The following is a 22095-nucleotide window of genomic DNA, read 5'->3' as shown; positions in this document are numbered from 1 at the left end:
GTGGGCCGGGATGTCAGTGGGCGCCTATAACCTCGTAGGCGTGTCGTCTCTCGCGCTGTACCGCCGCTATCGCCCGGAGTCGTTCGCCGAGGTCATCGGGCAGGAGCATGTCACCGACCCGCTGCAGCAGGCGCTGCGGAACAACCGGGTCAATCACGCGTACCTGTTCAGCGGTCCGCGCGGCTGCGGCAAGACGACCAGTGCCCGGATCCTCGCGCGCTGCCTGAACTGCGAGAAGGGGCCCACGCCCACCCCGTGCGGCGAGTGCCAGTCCTGCCAGGACCTCGCGCGCAACGGCCCCGGCTCCATCGACGTGATCGAGATCGACGCCGCCTCGCACGGTGGCGTGGACGACGCCCGTGAGCTGCGCGAGAAGGCCTTCTTCGGGCCCGCGAGCAGCCGGTACAAGATCTACATCATCGACGAGGCCCACATGGTCACGTCGGCGGGCTTCAACGCGCTGCTCAAGGTCGTCGAGGAGCCCCCGGAGCATCTGAAGTTCATCTTCGCCACCACCGAGCCCGAGAAGGTCATCGGGACCATCCGGTCGCGGACCCACCACTACCCCTTCCGGCTCGTCCCGCCCGGGACCCTGCGGGACTACCTCGGCGAGGTGTGCCAGAAGGAGGCCATCCCGGTCGAGGACGGCGTCCTGCCGCTCGTCGTGCGCGCGGGCGCCGGTTCCGTGCGTGACTCCATGTCCGTCATGGACCAGCTCCTCGCCGGGGCACGGGAGGAGGGCGTGACGTATGCCATGGCCACCTCCCTCCTCGGCTACACCGACGGCTCGCTCCTCGACTCCGTCGTCGAGGCGTTCGCCACCGGTGACGGCGCCGCCGCCTTCGAGGTCGTCGACCGGATCATCGAGGGCGGCAACGACCCCCGCCGCTTCGTCGCCGACCTGCTGGAGCGGTTGCGGGACCTGGTGATCCTCGCCGCGGTGCCGGACGCCGTGGAGAAGGGGCTCATCGACGCCCCCGCCGACGTCCTGGAACGGATGCAGGCCCAGGCCGGCACCTTCGGCGCCGCCGAGCTGAGCCGCGCCGCCGACCTGGTCAACGAGGGGCTCACCGAGATGCGGGGCGCGACCTCGCCCCGGCTCCAGCTCGAACTGATCTGCGCGCGCGTGCTGCTGCCCGCCGCGTACGGGGACGAGCGGTCCCTGATGGCCCGGCTGGACCGGCTGGAGCGCGGGGTGAACTTCTCCGGGGGCGGCGGCGCCCCCGCGGCGGGGTACGTACCCGGTCCCGAGGCGCATGTTCCGGGGCCGGGGCCGGGGCCCGTTCAGGATGCCCCGGGCGCCGTCGCGCCCGGTGGCGGCGCGGCCGCGGCCCGCGCGGCGGTCCGGGGCGGGGCGGCGGCCCCGACGGGCCGGCCCGTGCAGGCGGCCCAGCCCGTCCAGGCCACCCCGGTCGCCGAGCCCCCGCCGCCCGCCCAGCCCCAGGCTCCGGCTGCTCCCCAGGTTCCGCAGGCCCCCGAACCGGCTCCGGCCGCCCAGGCCGCCCCCGGCGCCTGGCCCACCGCTGCCTCGGCCGGAGCGGGCGCCGCCCGCCGCCCCGGTGGCTGGCCCACCGCGGCCCCCACCGGTACCGGCGGGCGTCCCGCGCCCGCGCCGAGCGCACCCCCGGCGCCCGCCGCCCCCGCGCACACCCCGGCGCCGCACACCCCGGCGCCGCACACCCCGGCCCCGCAGCCCGCGGCACCCGCACCGGCCGGCGGTCCCGATCCCCGTACGCTCTGGCCGAACATCCTGGAGGCGGTGAAGAACCGCCGACGCTTCACCTGGATCCTGCTCAGCCAGAACGCCCAGGTCGCGGGCTTCGACGGCACCACCCTCCAGATCGGCTTCGTCAACGCCGGCGCCCGGGACAACTTCTCGGGCAGCGGCAGCGAGGACGTGCTGCGGCAGGCTCTCGCCGAGCAGTTCAACCTCCAGTGGAAGATCGAGGCGATCATCGACCCCTCGGGCGGCGGCTCCGCGCCCCCCGCCCAGGGCTACGGCGGCCCCGGTGGCCACGGCGGCGGTTACGGCGGTGGCGCCCCGGCCGCGCCCGCCCGTCCCGCCCCCGCCCCGTCCGCGCCCGCCCCCTCGGCGGCCCCCGCGTACACCCCGCCCGCCCCGGCGGCGGCCCCCGCTCCGGCCTCCGCACCCCGGCACTCCGCGCCGGAACCCCCGGCTCCCGTCGCCCCCGAGGACGACATCCCCGAGGACGACGACCCGGACCTGAACGAATCGGCCCTCTCCGGCCACGACCTGATCGTCCGGGAACTGGGCGCGACGGTCGTCGAGGAGTTCAACAACGAGTGAGCGTGCCGCCCTCGCGAGGATTGTGCGAAGCCACAACCCCGGCCCCCGTGCCGCTTCGGCGGCCCGCACAATCCCGCCGCGCCCGCTCCGGATAGGCTGACCCCCGTGAAGGTCCTCGTCATCGGCAGCGGCGCCCGCGAACACGCCCTGTGCCGCTCCCTGTCCCTCGACCCCGACGTCACCGCGCTGCACTGCGCCCCCGGCAATGCCGGCATCGCGGAGGTCGCCGAGCTGCACCCGGTCGACGCCCTCGACGGCGCCGCGGTGACCGCGCTGGCCACGGAACTCGGCGCCGAACTGGTCGTGGTCGGCCCGGAGGCGCCCCTGGTCGCCGGTGTCGCCGACGCCGTGCGCGAGGCCGGCATCCCGGTCTTCGGCCCCTCCGGGGAGGCCGCGCGGATCGAGGGCTCCAAGGCCTTCGCCAAGGACGTGATGGCGGGGGCCGAGGTCCCCACGGCACGGTCGTACGTCTGCACCACGCCGGAGGAGGTCGACGAGGCCCTCGACGCCTTCGGCGCCCCCTACGTCGTCAAGGACGACGGCCTCGCCGCCGGCAAGGGCGTCGTCGTCACCGCCGACCTGGAGGCCGCGCGGGCACACGCCAACGCCTGCGACCGCGTGGTCATCGAGGAGTTCCTCGACGGCCCCGAGGTCTCCCTCTTCGCCATCACCGACGGCGAGACGGTCCTGCCCCTCCAGCCGGCCCAGGACTTCAAGCGCGCCCTCGACAACGACGAGGGCCCGAACACCGGCGGCATGGGCGCCTACTCCCCGCTGCCCTGGGCCGATCCGAAGCTGGTCGAGGAGGTCATGGAGACCGTCCTCCAGCCCACCGTCGACGAGATGCGCCGCCGCGGCACGCCCTTCTCGGGGCTGCTCTACGCGGGCCTGGCCATCACCTCCCGCGGTGTCCGCGTGATCGAGTTCAACGCCCGCTTCGGCGACCCCGAGACGCAGGTCGTGCTGGCCCGCCTGAAGACCCCGCTCGCCGGAGTCCTGCTCGCCGCCGCCAAGGGCGACCTCGCCGACCTGGAACCGCTGCGCTGGAGCGCCGACGCCGCCGTCACCGTGGTCGTCGCCTCCCACAACTACCCCGGCACCCCGCGCACCGGCGACCCGATCACCGGTCTGGACGAGGTCGCAGCCGAGGACGCCCCACACGCGTACGTCCTGCACGCCGGCACCCGGACGGACGGCGACGCCGTGGTCAGCGCCGGCGGTCGCGTCCTGTCGGTCACCGCGACCGGCGGAGACCTGGCGCAGGCCCGCGAGCGCGCCTACCGCGCGGTCGCCCGGATCGGCCTCGACGGCTCGCAGCACCGCACGGACATCGCGGCGAAGGTGGCGGCCGAGTAGACCGGGCGCGGTCCCTCCGATGAACCCCGCAAGCCCCGGATGAACCCCGCAGGCCCCGGATCCGTCTCAGGATTCGGGGCCTGATGCTTGCGGTCCGTCATCCACCTTTCCCCAAGGCCATTCCATCGAGTGACCGATCCCCCATCCGGCTGACGGGCGCCCGAGCCCCAACTATGGTGCGGCGCAAGCGTTCCGGCACTTGGCCCACCGGCATTGCGATGTCAGCGCCGGGTGCCACAGTGGGGGAGTGACCAACACCAGGACAGGTGGGACAGGCAGCGCAGCCGTGACGGCACGCGCATCGGGGAGGGGGTGAGTTCGGTCGTGACCGGTATCGGTGTGGAGGCGGGCGCGCAGGGCGCGCGCTCCCGGGCGCTGGCGGTCCTGCGGATCCGCGGCCGGGCGGTGGCCGTCGCCCTGCTGCCCGCCGCGTTCGCCGTGGTGCTGCTGGCCGGCGGTTCCACCGGCCACCTCGTGGGCTCCGGCTGGGACGCCGCCCGCTGGGTGGTGGGCTGTGTCGCCGTGCTCGTGCTGCTGGCCGCAGGCGTGGTCGCGCTGGTCGTCGCCCGGGCCCGGCCCGCGCTCAGTCCCACGGTCGCGATCCCCGAGGACTCGGCCCCCGATCTGTACCGGATGGTCCGTGACCTCGCCGACCGGCTCGACGTGCCCGCTCCGTCCGCGATAGCGCTCACCCCGGACTGCGACAGCTGGCTGGAGGACCGGACCCACCCGGCCCTCGGCCCGCCCCCGCCGGACACGGGCGACGAACTCACCGGCGGGCTGCGCGGCGCGCACCGCCGGGCCACCGCGGCCCCGGTCCTGGTCATCGGCTCCCCGTTCCTGTGGTGGATGCGGGTCGGCGAACTCCGGGCCGTCCTCGCCCCGGTGGTCGCGGGCACCGGCCCCTCCGCCCACCCCGACATAGCCGCGGCCCGCCGCTTCGTACGGGGGCTGGACGCGGCGGTGGCGGTCGCCGCGGCCCCGCACCGCGGACCGCTGTCCCGGGCGCTGCTGTCCGGCGTCGGCCGGGTGGCCCGTCTGCTGCTGCGCAGCTGTCGGGAGCACGCGGCGCAGATGGAGCGCGGAGTGGCCGCGGCGGCGGCCGAGCGGGCCCAGGCCGTGGACTACGGGCTGCGCATCGTCGCCCAGGAACAGGTGGGTCTGGCCTACGCGGGCTGGGACCGGCTGCTGACCCGGGTCGCGCTGCCGGCCTGGCGGATGGGCCGTTGGCCGTCCCGGCTGGACGCGGGCGTGGTGGCTGCCCTGACGGAGCTGTCCCGGCGCGACCGGCTGGCCGAGGGCTTCGCCTCCCGCCTGGGCGAACGCCCGGCGTGCGACCTCCTGGAGGAGCCGGGCGCGGTGGACGCGGCCGCCTCCCTGCTCGCCGCGCGCCTCTTCCACGGAGGCCCGGCCGAGTCGGGGCCCGACTGGTCGCCGGTGGACTGGCAGGAGTACCCGGAAGAGGTCGTGGACCGGAAATGGCGCACCGACGCGGCCCGCCTCCATCGCGTCCTGGACTCCCTGGGCGTCCGCCCCGCCGCCCCGCAGTCCGACGGCCCGACCCTGGCCCGCGTCCTGGACCACCTGTCGACGCCGCAGACCTCCGCGACGCCGCAGGCCTCCGCGACGACGGCGGGCTCCGCGACGACGGCGGGCTCCGCGACGGCGGCGGGCTCCGCGACGGCGGCGGGCTCCGCGACGGACCGCACCCCCGCGGCTGACGACGAGCCCACGGCGGACGCAACCCGCGCCGACGCCGTGACCGGTGCGGACCCTGCCACGGACGCCGCCACGGACCCCGCCGCATACACCGACCTCGCCCTCGACAGCGAGGCCGACACCGACGCCGACGCCGACCCCGACGAGCCGGAGAACGAGCGCTCCGCCGCCCTCGCCGCGGTCCTCACCGCTGAACTCGCCCGCGAGGAGGCCGCCGCCCCGGACGGCCCCACCGCCCCGGCCGCCCAGGACACCCCCCTCTGGGACGACGGCACCCTCCCGCTCTTCCCGCTCCAGCCCCCGCGCTCCGCCCGCGAACTCCTCACCGACCACGTCACCGCGATGGTCTGCTGCGCCGCGATGGACACCGCGGGAGGCGCCCCCGGCCTGGACTGGCTCGACGGCCCCACCCTCCTGGTCAACGGAGAGCGCGCCGTCGACCTCACGCCCCGCGTCCACAGCCTCGTCGAGGACGGCGACCCCGCCCCCCTGAAGGCATGGCTGGTCGAATCCGGCATACGTCCCGAGAAGCCCGTACGCCTCGTCTGACCGCACCGGAAGCCGACCGCCGTCGGACCGGAACCGGTACTACCGGAATCTGTTATTCCTCTTTCGGCCAATTCGCAACGAGTAGTGACAGCATGCGTGCGCAATGTGATGTGCTGGGACCGATCGCGCACCTGGCAAGGGCAGGCGACATAGGCGCGGAGGAGGGGAGCGACCATGGGATCGGAGCGGATCCGCCGTTGGGAGTCGGGGGCACTCGCGCACGGCGTCACAGACCCCTTCGGCCAGGGCCCCGTCCCCTGGCTGCGCGGTACCGAGACCTACTTCGGCGACACGGGCCAGGTCGTCCCCTGGTACGTGGACGCCGCGGACACCGCCCAGGACGCGGCCCCGCCCCGGTCCGGACACCGTGTACCCGGACCGCGCAGGAGCAGCCGCCCGACCGAGGGCCCCCGCTCGGCCGACGACGTCAACCGCCAGATCAAGGGCTTCATCTCCACCGGCGCGGTCATGCCCGGCCAGGCCGTCGACTTCCACGTCACCGTCGACCCGCCGCAGGAGTTCAGCGTCGACATCTACCGGATCGGCCACTACGGCGGGGACGGCGCCGCGAAGATCACCACCAGCCCGCGGCTCTCCGGCATCGTCCAGCCCCCGCCGCTGACCGCCGACCGTACGGTCTCCTGCCACCACTGGTGGCTCTCCTGGCGCCTGCAGATCCCGTCGTCCTGGAGCATCGGCGCGTACGTGGCGGTGCTGACCACCGTCGACGGCTACCGCTCCCACATCCCGTTCACCGTCCGCGACAACCACCCCGCCGACCTGCTGCTGCTCCTGCCCGACATCACCTGGCAGGCGTACAACCTGTACCCGGAGGACGGCCGGATCGGCGCCAGCCTCTACCACGCCTGGGACGACGACGGCCGGCTGCTGGGCGAGGCCGACGCCGCGACCACCGTCTCCTTCGACCGCCCGTACGCGGGCGCGGGCCTGCCCCTGCACGTGGGCCACGCCTACGACTTCATCCGCTTCGCCGAGCGCTACGGCTACGACCTCGCCTACGCCGACGCCCGCGACCTGCACGCGGGCCACATCGACCCCACCCGCTACCGCGGCCTGGTCTTCCCCGGCCACGACGAGTACTGGTCGCCGCACATGCGCCGCACCGCGGAACTGGCCCGGGAAAACGGCACCTCGCTGGTCTTCCTCTCCGCCAACACCCTCTACTGGCAGGTCGAGTTGGGCCCCTCCCCGTCCGGCGTCCCGGACCGTCTGCTGACCTGCCGCAAACGCCGGGGCCCCGGCAGGCCGGTCCTGTGGCGCGAGATCGACCGCCCCGAGCAGCAGCTGATCGGCATCCAGTACGCGGGCCGGGTCCCCGAGCCGCACCCCCTGATCGTCCGCAACGCCGACCACTGGCTGTGGGACGCCACCGGCGCCCAGGACGGCGACGAACTGACCGGCCTGGTCGCGGGCGAGGCCGACCGCTACTTCCCGCGCACGGCCCTGCCCGAGCACGACGAGCGGATCCTGCTGGCCCACTCCCCGTACACCGACGCCGACGGAGCCGCCCGCCACCAGGAGACGTCCCTCTACCGGGCCCCCTCGGGCGCGCTGGTCTTCGCCTCCGGCACCTTCGCCTGGTCCCCGGCCCTGGACCGCCCCGGCCATGTCGACACCCGCGTCCAGCGCGCCACGGCTAACCTCCTGGACCGCATCTGCAAGCGGGACTGAACCCACCGAGCGGACCCCGAGCAGACCCCGAGCCGACCCCGAGCAGACCGCCGAAGAGACCCCGAGTCCGAGGTCAGCCGCTGAATACGGGACAATCGACCCGTTGGACAGAACCACGGGGAGGAACCGTGTCCGGATTCGTAGAAAAGCCCGAGCCGATCCAGGTTCCGGGCCTGGTGCACCTGCACACCGGCAAGGTGCGCGACCTCTACCGGGACGAGGCGGGCGACCTCGTGATGGTCGCCAGTGACCGTATGTCGGCGTACGACTGGGTGCTCCCGACCGAGATCCCCGACAAGGGCCGCGTCCTCACCCAGCTCTCCCTGTGGTGGTTCGACCAGCTCGCCGACCTGGTCCCCAACCACGTGCTGAGCGCCGAGCTGCCGGCGGGCGCCCCGGCCGACTGGGCGGGCCGCACCCTGGTCTGCAAGTCGCTGCGGATGGTCCCGGTGGAGTGTGTGGCCCGCGGCTACCTCACCGGCTCGGGCCTGCTGGAGTACAACGACTCCCGCACGGTCTGCGGTCTCGCCCTCCCCGAGGGCCTGGTCGACGGCAGTGAACTGCCCGCCCCGATCTTCACCCCGGCCACCAAGGCCGCCGTCGGCGAGCACGACGAGAACGTCTCCTTCGAGGAGGCGGCCCGTCAGGTAGGCGAGGCCGTCGCCGCCGAACTGCGCGAGGCCACCCTCGCCGTCTACTCCCGGGCCCGGGACATTGCCAGGGAACGCGGCATCATCCTCGCGGACACCAAGTTCGAGTTCGGCTTCGAGGACGACACCCTCGTCATCGCCGACGAGGTCCTCACCCCGGACTCCTCCCGCTTCTGGCCGGTCGACGGCTGGCAGCCGGGCCGCGCGCAGCCCTCGTACGACAAGCAGTTCGTGCGCGACTGGCTCACCTCGCCGGAGTCCGGCTGGGACCGCGGGAGCGAGCAGCCCCCGCCGGCGCTGCCGCAGCGGGTGGTGGACGCCACCCGCGCCAAGTACGTGGAGGCGTACGAGCGTCTGACGGGCACGGGCTGGAAGTAGGGAACGAAGAAACCCCCCGGTCGATGACCGGGGGGCTCATTCAGAGCGAACGACGAGGTTCGAACTCGCGACCTCAACCTTGGCAAGGTTGCGCTCTACCAACTGAGCTACGTTCGCATGCGCCGTGGCGCGAGAACCACTATACCCAACCTCGCTCCCGGGCGAGACGCACCGCGGCGTGACGGTTCTCCGCCCCCAGTTTGGAGACGGCCGAGGAGAGATAGTTCCGCACGGTCCCCTGGGACAGCGCGGCCCGCTCCGCGATCTCCGCGACGGGCGCCCCGTCGGCCGCGAGTTCCAGCACCTCGGCCTCCCGCGCGGTCAGCGGGGAGTCCCCGGCGGAGATCGCGTCGGCGGCCAACTCCGGGTCCACGTAGCGGTTTCCGGCGCGGACGGTGCGGATGATCTCCGCGAGCCGCTGGGCGCTGACGGTCTTCGGGACGAACCCGCGCACACCCGCCGCAAGCGCCCGCTTGAGGTGTCCCGGGCGGCCGTGACTGGTCACGATCATGACCTGGCAGGACGGCAGTTCCGTCCGCAGCGATGTGGCCACCTTCACACCGTCGGCGCCGGGCATCTGGAGATCCAGCACGGCCACGTCGGGTTCGTGCGCGCGGGCCATCGCCAGCGCCTCCGGTCCCGTCGCCGCCTCGGCGACGACCACCAGGTCGTCCTCCAGCGAGAGCAGCGCGGCCAGCGCGCCCCGGATCAGATGCTCGTCGTCGGCGAGCAGGACCCGTACCCGCTCGCTCATGCCACCACCGCCGTCAACGGCACCTCGGCCACCACCCGGAACACCCCTCCCTCGACCGGACCCGCTTGCAGGGTCCCGTCCACCGCCAGCAGCCGCTCCCGCAGCCCGGCGAGCCCGGAACCCTCCTGCCGCGCCGCGGCGGCGGGCAGCCGGGCCGCCCGTACGGCACGCGCGGGCCCCTCGGACTCCCGGGCGCGCGCACCGGCGCCGGCCTCCTCGGCCATCCCGTTGTGCTCCGTCAGCCCGTTGTTCTCCACCACCAGCACCACACGCCCCTCCCGCACCCGCAGCGAGACCGCGCACCGCTCGGCGTCACCGTGCCGCAGCACATTGGTGGTGGCCTCCCGGACCACCCAGCCGAGCGCCGACTGCACCTGCGCGGGCAGCCCCTCGACCGGCGCGCTCACCTCGCAGTCGATCCCGGCGGCCGTCAGCACCCCCTTGGCACCGGCGAGTTCGACCCCGAGGTCGGTCTCGCGGTAGCCGCGTACGACATCGCGCACCTCGCGCTGCGACTCCCGTGCGATGCGCTGCACCTCGATCATCTGCTCCACCGCCTCGGGCCGCTCGCGCCGGGCGAGCTGGACGGCCAGCTCACTCTTGAGCGCGATCACGGCCAGGTTCCGGCCCATCACGTCGTGCAGGTCCCGGCCGAAGCGCAGCCGTTCCTCGGCGACGGCGAGCCGCGCCCGCGTCTCGCGCGCCTCGTCGAGTTCGTAGACCGCGTTGAGCAGCCAGACGGAGAACGCGGAGGTGAAGGCGATGAATCCGCCGCCGAGCAGCACCACGAGACCGGTGGCCAGGGAGGCGGCCGCGGGCAGCCCCAGCGGCCAGGTGACGGCCGCGGCGCCCGCGGCGAAACCGCCCACGACGGCGAGCATCCGGCGGCGTTCCCGCACCCCGAGCGCCAGCGTGCCCGCCCCGAAGGCGGTCACCCCGCCGAAGACGGTGCCCGCCGCGGTCTCGACGTCCTTGCCGCCGGGCCCGTGCTCGACGAGCGCCAGCGCCGCCACCGCGATCACCGCGGTGATCACGGCGAGCGTCCACATCAGCCGCACCGGCTGCTCGCGCCGCCCGCGCGTCCAGTCCAGCGCCCGCGAGGCGGTCAACATGGTGAGCGCCGAGTGGCCGCACACGGCGACCAGCAGCCAGCCCCCGATCAGCGTGCCGCCCTGGTTGAGGGCGGCCACCCCGATGGAGAAGATCTCGGCCACCCCGAAGAAGTGGAACGACCAGCGCGTGTACGTCTCGACCTTCGCCGGTGTGCTCTTGCGCCGCCACCATCCCCCGGACACGCGCGCCTCCCTCTTCATCCCGGTTCTTCCGGCGCTTCAGCGCCTGGTTCGTCCGTTTTCTTCCCGCCTCAGCGTCGCGGTTCCCAGCGGAACCACCGGCGTACAGCAAACACGGCCAGCGCGGTCCAGGCCAGCGCGATCAGCACCGGTCCGGCCGTCTCGGACAGTGCCAGGTCGCCGGTCCAGCCGCCGCGGATCAGCGTGATCACCGGGGTGAGCGGCAGCAGTTCGCACACCGAGGCCGCCTTGTCGGGCAGCATCTCCAGCGGGAAGGTCATGCCGGAGCCGAGCATCGAGACCAGCAGCAGCGGCAGCGAGGTGACCTGGGCGCTCTCGGTGGTCCGGGTGAACGCCGAGGTGAGCGCGGCGAGCGCGGCGCACAGCACCAGGCCCACGAGCACGGCCAGCACGGCGAGATGGGGCGCGCGGGGCGCGGGGATGTCGAGGACGAGCGTGCAGCCCACCACCAGCAGCAGCGACTGGGCGAGCCCGGTGGCGACGGCGGGCAGGGAGGAGCCGACGAGGATCTCGTTGTCCCGCAGCTCACCGGTGCGCAGCCGCTTCAGCACGAGTTCCTCGCGCCGGGCGGTGAACACGCCCACCAGCGCGCCGTACACCGCGAAGAGCAGGGAGAAGCCGACGGCGGCGGGCAGGACGACGGTCCCGGCGGAGAGGCCGTACTCGTCGAGGTCCATGTCCTTGGTCGCCGACCACACGCTGAGCGGGAGGACCAGAGGGACGAACAGCGCGGCGAAGAGGGTGCCCCGGGTCCGGCCCAGCAGGGTCAGCTCGGCGCGGGCCAGTGCCTTCAGCCGGCCGGCCGGGGTGGTGGTGACGGTGCCGCTCATGCCGCGTACTCCTTCGTCTCGGGCGTGCTCTCGGACGCCTCCCGCGCGATGCCCAGGAACGCCTCCTCCAGCGAGGCCGACCGCACGTCCAGCCGCCGCAGTTCGACCCCGGCCCGCGCGGCCCAGGTCAGCAGTTCGGTGGCGGACCGCTGGAGTTCGTGGGTGCGCAGCCGTACGGTCCGGCCCTCGACCTCGTGGCCCGTGATCCCCAGTTCGGCCAGCGGGGGCAGGTCGCCCAGGAAGTGGTTCTCGGGCAGTTCGAAGGAGATCCGGGAGGGCTGGGCCGCGGTCACCTCGGCCGGGGTGCCGGCGGCGGCGATGCGTCCCTCGTGCAGGATGGCCAGCCGGTCGGCGAGGTCCTCGGCCTCCTCCAGGTAGTGCGTGGTGAGCAGCACCGTCGTACCGGCGTCGCGCAGTTCCCGCACCAGCGCCCAGGTCTCCCGCCGTCCCTCGGCGTCCAGGCCGGTCGTCGGCTCGTCGAGGAACAGCACCTCGGGGTCGCCGAGCAGCGCGAGCGCCAGGTCCAGGCGCCGCCGCTCGCCGCCGGACAGCTGCTTGACCCGCACCCGGGTCTTCGAGCCGAGCCCGACCCGCTCCAGCACCTCGCCCTCGGGGCGCGCCCCGCTCACGCAGCCCGCCCACATCCGGGCGGTCTCCGCGACGGTCAGCTCGGAGGGGAAACCGCCCTCCTGGAGCATCACGCCGGTGCGCGGCCGGACGGCGTCCCGCTCGGCGAACGGGTCGTGCCCGAGCACCCGGACGGTTCCGGAGGCCGGCCGGGCGAGGCCCTCCAGCAGTTCGACGGTGGAGGTCTTGCCCGCGCCGTTGGTGCCGAGCAGGGCGAAGACCTCGCCGCGCGCCACCGAGAAGCCGATGCCGCGCACCGCCTCGAACCCGCCCCCGTACACACGCCGCAGGTCGGTGACCTCAATCACGTGTTCGTGTTCGTTCCTGTCCATGCCCTCAGCCTCCCGGTGTTCCGGGCGGCGGGGCAGTGCGGGGTGTCACCGGCGCACATGACAAATGTCAGAAGGGAGTCGGGGAGATCGGTGGGAAACACGAAAAGACCCCGGTCACTTGGACCGGGGTCTCATTCCCGAGCGGACGACGAGGCTCGAACTCGCGACCTCAACCTTGGCAAGGTTGCGCTCTACCAACTGAGCTACGTCCGCATTGCCTCCGACCGGCTCTCACCGATCGGCGCGAGCACCAGCCTACCTGATCCAGAAGGATGCCCGGTACGGCGGTGCAGAGCGGGTGACAGGAATTGCACGCTGCGCCTTCCCCCTGGAAGGGGGATGTTCTACTACTGAACTACACCCGCATGTACTCCGTGAGCCGGGATTTTCCGTCCCCGCCCTCGGCGTGCTCCAGACTCTAGCTGATCGGGAGGGGTGCAGCGCAAGTCGGTTGTCCTCAGGGCCCGCTGACGCACCCTGAGGACGGAGCCCGCCGGGGGGCCGTCACTGCGCCGCGGCGAACGCCTCGTAGACCTTCTTGGGGATCCGGCCGCGGGCCGGTACGTCCATCTTGTTGGCCTGGGCCCAGGCCCGTACGGCCGCCGGGTCCGGGGCGACCTCGGTCTGCCGGTAGGCCTTGCCGGAGCGCGACCGCTTGCGGCCGGCCTCCACGTACGGCTCGAGCGCCTTACGCAGTTTCTCGGCATTCGCTTGGTTCAGGTCGATCTCGTACGACTTGCCGTCGAGTCCGAAGGCGATCGTTTCCGCCGCTTCCGAGCCGTCGATGTCGTCAAAGAGGGTGACCACGACCTTCTGCGCCACGAATATCGGTCCCTTCGGATGGCACCTCATACAGCTCATCTGCGATGACGTGCCGAGTATCGGCTATTGCCAATTCATTTGTACAGTGCCCGGCATTGCAATGTGAAGCCCGACTAAATCTCTCCGCGTGTCCGAAGGCAATACGTATCCCGAACTGATCGAGGATCTTTCCCGGAACTTTTCCCGAACGCCCCCCTCCGATACCGGATCGTGACTGCCGTCACGTAGTTTCCTACAACTCTACTCGCGTAGAAATTTTGTACGGGTAGTCTGAAGGAACCTGCTCAGCACCACACACCGGGAGTGCCAGTGGCACGCGTCGTAGTCGACGTCATGCTCAAGCCGGAGATCCTCGACCCCCAGGGCCAGGCGGTGCAGCGCGCACTGCCGCGACTGGGTTTCGAAGGCATCTCGGACGTACGTCAGGGAAAGCGATTCGAACTGGAAGTTGACGGACCGGTCGACGAGGCCGTGCTCGCCCGCATCCATGATCTTGCGGAATCCTTCCTCGCCAACACCGTGATCGAGGACTTCACCGTCAAGGTGGAGGAAGTCGCGGAGGCCGCGAAGTGACCGCTCGTATTGGCGTCGTCACTTTCCCGGGGAGTCTCGACGACCGGGACACCCAGCGCGCGATCCGCCTCGCGGGTGCCGAACCGGTCGCTCTCTGGCACAAGGACAAGGATCTCCACCAGGTCGACGCCGTGGTGCTGCCCGGCGGTTTCTCCTACGGCGACTATCTGCGCGCCGGAGCCATCTCCCGCTTCTCGCCGGTGATGGAGACCCTCATCGAGCAGGCGAAGGCCGGTCTGCCGGTCCTCGGCATCTGCAACGGCTTCCAGGTCCTCACCGAGGCCCACCTGCTGCCCGGCGGCATGCTCGGCAACGACCACCTGCACTTCATCTGCCGCGACCAGAAGCTGCGGGTGGAGAACGCGGACACGGCCTGGACCAGCGACTACGAGGCGGGCCAGGAGATCCACATCCCGCTGAAGAACATGGACGGCCGCTACGTCGCCGACCAGTACACGCTGGACAAGCTGGAGGCGGAGGGCCGGGTCGCGTTCCGCTATCTGGGCTTCAACCCGAACGGCTCGCTGAACGACATCGCCGGCATCACCAACGAGGCCGGCAACGTCGTGGGCCTGATGCCGCACCCCGAGCACGCCGTGGAGCCGCTCATCGGCACCGGCCGCACCGACGGCCTCCCCTTCTTCACCTCGATCCTCAAGAAGCTGGTCAACGCATGAGCCGGACGCCTCTGGACACGGTCGAGCACGCGGCCGCGACCCCCGACGTCGAGCTGCCCTGGGCCGAACTCGGCCTGAAGAAGGACGAGTACGAGCGCGTGGTCGAGATCCTCGGCCGCCGGCCCACCGGTGCCGAGCTCGCCATGTACTCCGTCATGTGGTCCGAGCACTGCTCCTACAAGTCGTCGAAGGTGCACCTGCGCCAGTTCGGCGAGAAGGCCCCGCAGTCGGACGCCCTCCTCGTCGGCATCGGCGAGAACGCCGGTGTCGTCGACGTCGGCCAGGGCTACGCGGTCACCTTCAAGGTCGAGTCGCACAACCACCCCTCGTACGTGGAGCCCTACCAGGGCGCGGCCACGGGCGTCGGCGGCATCGTGCGCGACATCATCGCGATGGGCGCCCGCCCGGTCGCGGTGGTGGACCCGCTGCGCTTCGGTGCGGCCGACCACCCCGACACCAAGCGTGTCCTCCCGGGCGTCGTCGCCGGCATCGGCGGCTACGGCAACTGCCTGGGCCTGCCCAACATCGGCGGCGAGGTCGTCTTCGACTCCTGCTACCAGGGCAACCCGCTGGTCAACGCCGGTGCCATCGGCGTCATGCGGCACGAGGACATCCACCTCGCCAAGGCGTCCGGCGCCGGCAACAAGGTCATCCTCTACGGGGCCCGCACCGGCGGCGACGGCATCGGCGGCGCCTCCATCCTGGCCTCCGAGACCTTCGACGACGCCAAGCCGTCCAAGCGCCCCGCGGTGCAGGTCGGCGACCCCTTCCAGGAGAAGCTCCTCATCGAGTGCACCCTGGAGGCGTTCGCCGAGAAGCTCGTCGTCGGCATCCAGGACCTCGGCGCGGCGGGCCTGTCCTGCGCCACCTCGGAACTGGCCTCCAACGGCTCCGGCGGCATGCGCGTCACCCTCGACGACGTCCCGCTGCGCGACTCCACGCTCTCGCCCGAGGAAATCCTCATGAGCGAGTCGCAGGAAAGGATGTGCGCGGTCGTCGAGCCGGAGAAGGTCGACCGGTTCCTGGAGATCTGCGAGAAGTGGGACGTCATCGCCACCGTCATCGGTGAGGTCACCGACGGCGACCGGCTGGAGATCTTCTGGCACGGCGGCAAGATCGTCGACGTCGACCCGCGCACGGTCGCGCACGACGGCCCGGTCTACGAGCGCCCCTACGCCCGCCCGTCCTGGCAGGACGAGCTCCAGGCGGACGACGCGAACAAGCTGCCGCGGCCCACGAGCGCCGAGGAGCTGCGCGCGCAGGTCCTGAAGCTGGTCGGCTCGCCCAACCAGGCGTCCAAGAAGTGGATCACCTCGCAGTACGACCACTTCGTGCAGGGCAACACCGTCCTCGCCCAGCCCGAGGACTCCGGCATGATCCGGATCGACGAGGAGAGCGGCCTCGGCGTCGCCATCGCCACGGACGGCAACGGCCGGTACGCCAAGCTCGACCCGTACCACGGCGCCCAGCTCGCCCTCGCCGAGGCGTACCGCAACGTCGCCACCACCGGCGCGAAGCCGCTGGCCGTCTCCGACTGCCTGAACTTCGGCTCGCCCGAGGACCCGGCGGTCATGTGGCAGTTCGCGGAGGCCATCCGCGGTCTGGCGGACGCCTGCCAGCAGCTCGGCACCCCGGTCACCGGCGGCAACGTCTCCCTCTACAACCAGACGGGCGAGGTCGCCATCCACCCGACCCCGGTCGTGGCCGTCCTCGGCGTCATCGACGACGTGGCCCGCCGCACCCCGGTCGCCTTCCAGGAGGAGGGGCAGCTGCTGTACCTCCTCGGTGACACCCGCGAGGAGTTCGGCGGCTCGGCCTGGTCCCAGGTCGTCCACGACCACCTCGGCGGACTGCCCCCGAAGGTCGACCTGGAGCGCGAGCGGCTGCTGGCCGAGATCCTGATCTCCGCCTCCCGCGACGGCATGATCGACTCCGCGCACGACCTGTCCGACGGCGGTCTGATCCAGGCGGTCGTCGAGTCGGCGCTGCTCGGCGGGAAGGGCGCCCGCCTGGTCGTCCCGGACGGCCTGGACGCCTTCACCTTCCTCTTCTCGGAGTCGGCGGGCCGCGCGGTCGTCGCCGTGCCCCGCTCGGAGGAGCTCCGCTTCAACGACATGTGCGGCGCGCGCGGCCTCCCGGTCACCCGCATCGGCGTGGTCGACGGCGACGAGGTCGACGTCCAGGGCGAGTTCTCCCTCCCCCTGGCAGAACTCCGCGAGACCCACGAGGCCACGATCCCGGCCCTGCTGGCGTAGTAGCCGTACGGCAGAAGGGTCCCGTCCGCCCCACGGCCGGGACCCTTTCCGTTCAGCGCACGTAGTTCTCCAGGACCTCGGTGTCGAGTTCGATGCCGATCGGATCGGGAAGCCGCACGGTCTCGCCGAACTTCGTCGTGTGCCGGTCGCGATAGCCGCCGACGGTCCGGTCCGGTCCGCTGTGCACCGTCACCGTGCAGGAGTCCCGGTCGATCAGGAGGTACAGCGGGATCCCGCACCGCCCGTAGGCGGCCGGCTTCTCGTGCCGGTCCCGCCGGTCGGTGTCCGAGTCGTACGAGGTCACCTCGACGACCATCAGTGCCCCCTCGGGGTCAGCCCACTCGCCGTGCCCCGCGAAGTGGGCCTCGGGCGCGACCACCGCGTCCGGTTTCGCCCTGCCCTCCCGGTAGGCGTCGACGCGTAGTCCCTGGCCGCTGTAGAGATCCAGGTCGGGCCTGGTCTGCATACAGCGCCGGGCGAGCCAGGCCACGATGGTGTTGTGATCCCCGTCCGTCACCCGCTTGACCTCGATCCGTCCGTTGATGAACTCCAACGTGACGGTCTCGGGAGCGGTGGCGGCGATCGATTCGAACTCCTCCACCGACATCTGAGACGTGTGCTCGGCCATAACCGTCATGTTCCCCTCCTTCCTTGCGCGTACCAGCGTTGTGGGCAGCCGGAGCGGCTGTGGGGCGTTTCCGAGCGGAACACACGTACGAGTGGCGGTTTCCCGGGCGGCCCAAGATGAGATCCTCCAAGCCCTCACCCCCCGCCGCCCGTCCTGCCTAACCTTGATCGCATGCCCCCCGCCAAGAAGCGCCCCCGCAGTTATGACCCCGTCAGGACCCGTGCCGCCGTGTTCGCTCAGCTCGGGCATGTGCGGGAGGCCGTGCGGGGGCTCACGGGCGAGCAGCTCGCGTCGCCCACGCGGCTCGGCGCGTGGACCGTGCGGGAGCTGGTCGCGCACATCGGGATGGCGCTGACGGCGATCGGGCGGGCCCTGGACCTGCCGGAGCCGGACAGGCCGGACGCGGTGCTCCTGGACTGGCCGTTCGCCACCGCCGTGCACTCCGCCGCCATCGACGAGTTCACCAGGGGAGTGGTCCGGGACCACCCCGACCTCGGCGTCTACCTCGCCGAGGTCGCGGACACCCTGGAGCAGCAGCTCGACACCCACCCGGGCGGCCGGCTGCTGCGGACCAACGCGGGTGCCCTGCCGCTGGCCGACTACCTCGTCACCCGCGCCGTGGAACTCGTCGTCCACACCGACGACCTGAACGCCGCGGTACCGGGCCTGGACGTGCCCCAGGACCGGCAGGCCCTCGCCGCCTGCACCCGGCTGCTCGCCGACGCCCTCGCCGCCAAGGCGCCCGGCGGCTCGACGGAGGTGCGGATCCCGCCGTACGCCGTCGTGCAGTGCGTCGAGGGGCCCCGGCACACCAGGGGCACCCCGCCGAACGTCGTCGAGACCGACCCGCTGACCTGGATCAGGCTCGCGACCGGACGGCTGGAGTGGCGGCGGGCCCGGGACGAGGCCAGGGTCATGGCGAGCGGCGAGCGCGCCGATCTCGGCGCACTGCTGCCCCTGATGAGCTGACGGCACAACGGACCGGTAACGGCACCGAACCCAACAGCCGCCTCGTGCGTCGAAGAGACATGAAGCGGACGACACAGGCCAAGTACACCGCCGCGGCCCTGACCGGCATCGCCGTGCTGGCCGCCTGCGGCACGGAGTCCGGCAGCGGCAGCGGCAGCGGCGCGGTCGGCGGCGGAGAGACGACCAGGAAGGCCACCGGCATCACGGACACCCGCTGGGTGCCGCAACAGGTCACCGTCGACGGCAAGGAGTACGCGCTGCCGGCCGACGTGAAGGAGTTCCGCGTCGACGAGGCGCACATCGTGCTCAAGCCCGACACCACCGAGCCGGGCGTCGGCGGCGGCAAGTCGGGCGGCACGGTCGGCTGCAACGGCTTCGGCGCCGACGTCACCGTCGAGGGCGACACCGTGAGGATCACCGACCTCGCCTCGACCGCGATGGGCTGCCCCGGCCCGGTCCAGGAGTTCGAGGAGCGCTTCCTGAGCGTGTTCACCGGCACCCTCAAGGCCGCCGTCCAAGGCCGTGACGGTGCCAGGACCCTCACCCTGACCAGGGGCGACGGCGATTCGATCACCTTGAAGGAGGGACCCGTGAAGAACGAACCCGAGCCCGCCCTGAAGGGCACGAAGTGGACCGTCGACACCCTCACCGACGACGAGCAGGCGCAGTCCCTGCCCAAGGGCGTGAAGGCCCACTTCACCCTCGCCGAGGACGGCACCGTCAGCGGCAACCTCGGCTGCAACAACTTCCGCGGCGAGGCCACCGTGACGGACGGCACCATCGACTTCGGACGTCTGTCCACCACCCGCATGCTGTGCGAGGGCCCGGCGACGAAGACCGAGCAGGCCTTGCTCGACATCCTCGCCGGCAAGGTGTCCTACCAGCAGAAAGACCGGACGCTGACCCTCACGAACCCCCCTGGGCGCGGTCTGATCGCCAAGCCGGCGGCCCCGGAGAAGTAAGAAAGCCCACTCCCAGCGAATTCGGACCAGTGGTCGATCTCGCCTACACTCGGAGCCGTGCCACGTGGTGACGGTCGACTCAATCACGATCTGCTCCCCGGCGAGAAAGGCCCCCAGGACGCGTGTGGCGTCTTCGGTGTCTGGGCTCCGGGCGAAGAGGTCGCAAAGCTCACGTACTTCGGGCTCTACGCCCTCCAGCATCGGGGCCAGGAATCCGCGGGAATCGCGGTCAGCAACGGCTCCCAGATCCTCGTCTTCAAGGACATGGGCCTGGTCTCCCAGGTCTTCGACGAGACCTCTCTCGGTTCGCTCCAGGGTCATATCGCGGTCGGACACGCCCGCTACTCGACCACCGGCGCCTCCGTGTGGGAGAACGCCCAGCCGACGTTCCGCGCCACCGCGCACGGCTCGATCGCGCTCGGCCACAACGGCAACCTCGTCAACACCGCCCAGCTCGCCGAGATGGTCGCCGACCTCCCCAAGCAGGAGGGCCGCACCCCGCGCGTCGCGGCGACCAACGACACCGACCTGCTGACCGCGCTGCTCGCGGCCCAGGCGGACGAGGACGGCAAGCCGCTGACCATCGAGGAAGCCGCCCACCAGATCCTCCCGCAGGTCAAGGGCGCCTTCTCGCTCGTCTTCATGGACGAGCACACCCTGTACGCGGCCCGCGACCCGCAGGGCATCCGCCCGCTGGTCCTCGGCCGCCTGGAGCGCGGCTGGGTCGTCGCCTCGGAGTCCGCCGCCCTGGACATCTGCGGCGCCAGCTACGTCCGCGAGATCGAGCCCGGCGAGTTCATCGCCATCGACGAGAACGGCCTGCGCACCTCCCGATTCGCGGAAGCGAAGCCCAAGGGCTGCGTCTTCGAGTACGTGTACCTCGCCCGCCCCGACACCGACATCGCCGGCCGCAACGTCTACCTCTCCCGTGTGGAGATGGGCCGCAAGCTCGCGAAGGAAGCCCCGGTCGAGGCCGACCTGGTCATAGCGACCCCGGAATCCGGCACTCCCGCCGCCATCGGCTACGCGGAGGCGTCCGGGATTCCGTTCGGCGCCGGCCTGGTGAAGAACGCGTACGTCGGCCGTACGTTCATCCAGCCCTCGCAGACGATCCGGCAGCTCGGCATCCGTCTGAAGCTGAACCCGCTGAAGGAAGTCATCAAGGGCAAGCGGCTGGTCGTCGTCGACGACTCCATCGTGCGCGGCAACACCCAGCGCGCCCTGGTCCGCATGCTCCGCGAGGCCGGCGCCGCCGAGGTCCACATCCGGATCTCCTCGCCGCCCGTGAAGTGGCCCTGCTTCTTCGGCATCGACTTCGCCACCCGCGCGGAGCTGATCGCCAACGGCATGACCATCGACGAGATCGGCACCTCGCTCGGCGCCGACTCCCTGGCGTACATCTCCATCGACGGCATGATCGAGGCGACCACCATCGACAAGCCGAACCTCTGCCGTGCCTGCTTCGACGGCGAGTACCCGATGGAGCTCCCGGACCCCGAGCTGCTCGGCAAGCAGCTCCTGGAGACCGAGCTGGCCGCCGGACCGGCCGCCACGGCCGCGGCCGACGCGATCCGTCGCCCCTGAGCCTCGTATCACCAACCCGAAAGATCCCAGGCAATGTCTGAGACTCCTGTCACCGGTGCTTCCTACGCTGCCGCCGGTGTCGACATCGAGGCCGGCGACCGCGCCGTAGAGCTGATGAAGGAGTGGGTGAAGAAGACCCAGCGCCCCGAGGTCCTCGGCGGCCTCGGCGGTTTCGCCGGCCTCTTCGACGCCTCCGCCCTCAAGCGCTACGAGCGTCCGCTGCTGGCCTCCGCCACCGACGGTGTGGGCACCAAGGTCGACATCGCGCGCCGGCTGGGTGTCTACGACACCATCGGCCACGACCTGGTCGCGATGGTCATGGACGACATCGTGGTGTGCGGCGCCGAGCCGCTGTTCATGACCGACTACATCTGCGTCGGCAAGGTCCACCCCGAGCGCGTCGCCGCGATCGTGAAGGGCATCGCCGAGGGCTGTGTGCTGGCCGGCTGCGCCCTGGTGGGCGGCGAGACGGCCGAGCACCCCGGCCTGCTGGGCGAGGACGACTTCGACGTCGCCGGCGCCGGTACGGGCGTGGTGGAGGCCGACCGCCTGCTCGGCCCCGATCGCATCCGTACGGGTGACACGGTGATCGCCATGGCGGCCTCCGGTCTTCACTCGAACGGGTACTCGCTGGTCCGCCACGTCCTGCTCGACCGGGCCGGTTCGGCGCTGGAGGCGCGGATCGAGGAGTTCGGCCGCACCCTCGGCGAGGAGCTGCTGGAGCCCACCAAGATCTACTCGCTGGACTGTCTGGCGCTGACCCGGACCACCGATGTGCACGCGTTCTCGCACATCACCGGTGGTGGCCTCGCCGCCAACCTGGCCCGGGTGATCCCCGACGAGCTGCACGCCGTCGTGGACCGCTCCACCTGGACCCCGGCCCCGGTCTTCGACCTCGTCGGGAAGACGGGCCAGGTCGAGCGGCTGGAGCTGGAGAAGACCCTGAACATGGGCGTCGGCATGATCGCGATCGTGCCGCAGGAAGCGACGGACGCGGCCCTGGCGACACTGGCCGACCGCGGTGTCGAGTCCTGGGTCGCCGGTGAGATCACCGACCGCGGTGAGCACACCACGGGCGCCGAGCTGGTGGGCGACTACGCCGGCTGACGTTCGCGAA

The 22095-nt window shown here is 71.9% G+C and carries 18 protein-coding genes and 3 tRNA genes; 12 read left to right on the top strand and 9 right to left on the bottom strand.

Going from position 1 to position 22095, the window contains the following annotated elements:
* Positions 1-40 precede the first annotated feature (40 nt).
* From AB0E07_RS13405 to AB0E07_RS13385, 5 genes are all read left to right on the top strand, one after another.
* Entirely contained in the window at positions 41-2308 is a 2268-nt protein-coding gene (locus AB0E07_RS13405; protein WP_362249817.1) for a DNA polymerase III subunit gamma and tau, read from the top strand.
* Positions 2309-2413: 105 nt separating this feature from the next.
* Entirely contained in the window at positions 2414-3664 is a 1251-nt protein-coding gene (gene purD / locus AB0E07_RS13400; RefSeq protein ID WP_362249814.1) for a phosphoribosylamine--glycine ligase, read from the top strand.
* A gap of 324 nt (positions 3665-3988) precedes the next feature.
* Complete coding sequence (locus AB0E07_RS13395; RefSeq protein ID WP_362249811.1) at positions 3989-5932, top strand: hypothetical protein; 1944 nt, start codon at positions 3989-3991, stop codon at positions 5930-5932.
* 174 nt (positions 5933-6106) lie between these two features.
* Positions 6107-7624 carry a N,N-dimethylformamidase beta subunit family domain-containing protein gene (locus AB0E07_RS13390; protein WP_362249808.1) on the top strand — a complete coding sequence of 506 codons (1518 nt, stop codon included), beginning with the start codon at positions 6107-6109 and terminating at the stop codon, positions 7622-7624.
* 128 nt (positions 7625-7752) lie between these two features.
* On the top strand, positions 7753-8652 hold the full coding sequence (locus tag AB0E07_RS13385; protein WP_362249805.1) for a phosphoribosylaminoimidazolesuccinocarboxamide synthase: 900 nt from the start codon (positions 7753-7755) through the stop codon (positions 8650-8652).
* A gap of 44 nt (positions 8653-8696) precedes the next feature.
* Here AB0E07_RS13385 and AB0E07_RS13380 read toward each other — a convergent pair.
* The 8 genes from AB0E07_RS13380 to AB0E07_RS13345 all read right to left on the bottom strand — a co-directional run bounded on the left by AB0E07_RS13380 (position 8697) and on the right by AB0E07_RS13345 (position 13330).
* Positions 8697-8769 (bottom strand) — tRNA-Gly (locus AB0E07_RS13380).
* A gap of 22 nt (positions 8770-8791) precedes the next feature.
* On the bottom strand, positions 8792-9406 hold the full coding sequence (locus tag AB0E07_RS13375; protein ID WP_351922458.1) for a response regulator transcription factor: 615 nt from the start codon (positions 9404-9406) through the stop codon (positions 8792-8794).
* Complete coding sequence (locus AB0E07_RS13370) at positions 9403-10719, bottom strand: histidine kinase (RefSeq protein ID WP_362249801.1); 1317 nt, start codon at positions 10717-10719, stop codon at positions 9403-9405. The genes AB0E07_RS13375 and AB0E07_RS13370 overlap by 4 nt, the downstream gene beginning before the upstream one ends.
* A gap of 50 nt (positions 10720-10769) precedes the next feature.
* On the bottom strand, positions 10770-11549 hold the full coding sequence (locus AB0E07_RS13365) for an ABC transporter permease (protein WP_362249798.1): 780 nt from the start codon (positions 11547-11549) through the stop codon (positions 10770-10772).
* Positions 11546-12508 carry an ABC transporter ATP-binding protein gene (locus tag AB0E07_RS13360; protein ID WP_362249796.1) on the bottom strand — a complete coding sequence of 321 codons (963 nt, stop codon included), beginning with the start codon at positions 12506-12508 and terminating at the stop codon, positions 11546-11548. Before AB0E07_RS13360 ends, AB0E07_RS13365 begins: the two co-directional genes overlap by 4 nt.
* Positions 12509-12648: 140 nt before the next feature.
* Positions 12649-12721: transfer RNA gene (locus AB0E07_RS13355), tRNA-Gly, on the bottom strand.
* Between the two features lie 80 nt (positions 12722-12801).
* Positions 12802-12873 (bottom strand) — tRNA-Gly (locus AB0E07_RS13350).
* A gap of 139 nt (positions 12874-13012) precedes the next feature.
* A complete protein-coding gene (locus AB0E07_RS13345) occupies positions 13013-13330 on the bottom strand; it encodes an Lsr2 family protein (RefSeq protein WP_186286515.1) in 318 nt (105 codons plus the stop codon).
* 309 nt (positions 13331-13639) lie between these two features.
* Here AB0E07_RS13345 and purS point away from each other — a divergent pair, with 309 nt between their 5' ends.
* The 3 genes from purS to purL are packed head-to-tail and all read left to right on the top strand — an operon-like array spanning position 13640 to position 16835.
* Complete coding sequence (gene purS, locus AB0E07_RS13340; protein WP_020124274.1) at positions 13640-13903, top strand: phosphoribosylformylglycinamidine synthase subunit PurS; 264 nt, start codon at positions 13640-13642, stop codon at positions 13901-13903.
* Complete coding sequence (gene purQ / locus AB0E07_RS13335; protein WP_362249792.1) at positions 13900-14580, top strand: phosphoribosylformylglycinamidine synthase subunit PurQ; 681 nt, start codon at positions 13900-13902, stop codon at positions 14578-14580. Before purS ends, purQ begins: the two co-directional genes overlap by 4 nt.
* Entirely contained in the window at positions 14577-16835 is a 2259-nt protein-coding gene (gene purL, locus AB0E07_RS13330) for a phosphoribosylformylglycinamidine synthase subunit PurL (RefSeq protein WP_362249789.1), read from the top strand. Before purQ ends, purL begins: the two co-directional genes overlap by 4 nt.
* Before the next feature lie 52 nt (positions 16836-16887).
* On the opposite strand, the gene AB0E07_RS13325 is transcribed toward purL, so the two are convergent.
* Positions 16888-17472, bottom strand: a complete 585-nt coding sequence (locus AB0E07_RS13325) for a Uma2 family endonuclease (protein WP_362249786.1) — start codon at positions 17470-17472, stop codon at positions 16888-16890.
* Positions 17473-17634: 162 nt separating this feature from the next.
* On the opposite strand from AB0E07_RS13325, the gene AB0E07_RS13320 reads away from it, so the two are divergent.
* The 4 genes from AB0E07_RS13320 to purM are packed head-to-tail and all read left to right on the top strand — an operon-like array spanning position 17635 to position 22085.
* Positions 17635-18432, top strand: coding sequence for a sterol carrier family protein (locus AB0E07_RS13320; RefSeq protein ID WP_362249783.1), 798 nt, complete (start codon positions 17635-17637; stop codon positions 18430-18432).
* A gap of 59 nt (positions 18433-18491) precedes the next feature.
* Positions 18492-19394: an META domain-containing protein gene (locus AB0E07_RS13315; protein ID WP_362249780.1), complete on the top strand. Its 903-nt coding sequence runs from the start codon at positions 18492-18494 to the stop codon at positions 19392-19394.
* Positions 19395-19451: 57 nt separating this feature from the next.
* Complete coding sequence (purF, locus tag AB0E07_RS13310) at positions 19452-20978, top strand: amidophosphoribosyltransferase (RefSeq protein ID WP_362249777.1); 1527 nt, start codon at positions 19452-19454, stop codon at positions 20976-20978.
* A gap of 33 nt (positions 20979-21011) precedes the next feature.
* Complete coding sequence (purM, locus tag AB0E07_RS13305) at positions 21012-22085, top strand: phosphoribosylformylglycinamidine cyclo-ligase (protein ID WP_362249774.1); 1074 nt, start codon at positions 21012-21014, stop codon at positions 22083-22085.
* Positions 22086-22095: the final 10 nt, after the last annotated feature.

Origin of the sequence: Streptomyces sp. NPDC048002, assembly GCF_040653275.1 — a bacterium.
Lineage (GTDB): Bacteria > Actinomycetota > Actinomycetes > Streptomycetales > Streptomycetaceae > Streptomyces.
Note: the sequence above shows the minus strand (reverse complement) of the source record. Positions and strands in the feature narration are given on the sequence as shown.

Bases quoted from the DNA above. Each gene is read 5' to 3' on its own strand.
- purL (WP_362249789.1), top strand. From the start codon at position 14,577: ATGAGCCGGACGCCTCTGGACACGGTCGAGCACGCGGCCGCGACCCCC.
- AB0E07_RS13320 (WP_362249783.1), top strand. From the start codon at position 17,635: ATGCCCCCCGCCAAGAAGCGCCCCCGCAGTTATGACCCCGTCAGGACC.
- AB0E07_RS13360 (WP_362249796.1), bottom strand. From the start codon at position 12,508: ATGGACAGGAACGAACACGAACACGTGATTGAGGTCACCGACCTGCGG.
- AB0E07_RS13375 (WP_351922458.1), bottom strand. From the start codon at position 9,406: ATGAGCGAGCGGGTACGGGTCCTGCTCGCCGACGACGAGCATCTGATC.
- AB0E07_RS13370 (WP_362249801.1), bottom strand. From the start codon at position 10,719: ATGAAGAGGGAGGCGCGCGTGTCCGGGGGATGGTGGCGGCGCAAGAGC.
- AB0E07_RS13365 (WP_362249798.1), bottom strand. From the start codon at position 11,549: ATGAGCGGCACCGTCACCACCACCCCGGCCGGCCGGCTGAAGGCACTG.
- AB0E07_RS13390 (WP_362249808.1), top strand. From the start codon at position 6,107: ATGGGATCGGAGCGGATCCGCCGTTGGGAGTCGGGGGCACTCGCGCAC.
- AB0E07_RS13325 (WP_362249786.1), bottom strand. From the start codon at position 17,472: ATGACGGTTATGGCCGAGCACACGTCTCAGATGTCGGTGGAGGAGTTC.
- purM (WP_362249774.1), top strand. From the start codon at position 21,012: ATGTCTGAGACTCCTGTCACCGGTGCTTCCTACGCTGCCGCCGGTGTC.
- AB0E07_RS13315 (WP_362249780.1), top strand. From the start codon at position 18,492: ATGAAGCGGACGACACAGGCCAAGTACACCGCCGCGGCCCTGACCGGC.